This is a genomic window from Paenibacillus sp. SER-28, assembly GCF_052906305.1.
Map to the genome: position 1 here is coordinate 1 of NZ_JBRECM010000048.1, position 402 is coordinate 402.

Consider the following 402-nt stretch of genomic DNA (forward strand, 5'->3'; position numbering starts at 1 on the left):
GGCGACAAAGTAACAGATGAAGATATCATCATGGAAGTACAAAACGATAAGGCTGTAGTTGAAGTTCCTTGTCCGGTTAATGGTACAGTACAAGAAGTATTTGCCAAAGACGGTGACATCTTTAACGTAGGTCAAGTCGTAGCTGTAATTGATGCAGAAGGTGAACTTCCTGAACAAGAAGAAGCACCAGAAGCACCAGCTGCTAGCCCTGAGCCAAGTGCTGCTGCACAAAGCGGAGCTGCAGGTACAGCTAGATTTGAATATAAATTTCCAGAGCTGGGTGAAGGTCTTCACGAAGGCGAAATCATCAAGATGCACATCAAGGCCGGCGACAAAGTAACAGATGAAGATATCATCATGGAAGTACAAAACGATAAGGCTGTAGTTGAAGTTCCTTGTCCG

At 44.5% G+C, this 402-nt stretch carries 1 protein-coding gene; it reads left to right on the forward strand.

The features are described 5' to 3' along the window. A partial coding sequence (locus tag ACUYLD_RS25515; RefSeq protein ID WP_446676232.1) for a biotin/lipoyl-containing protein occupies positions 1-402 on the forward strand: 402 nt, incomplete at both ends.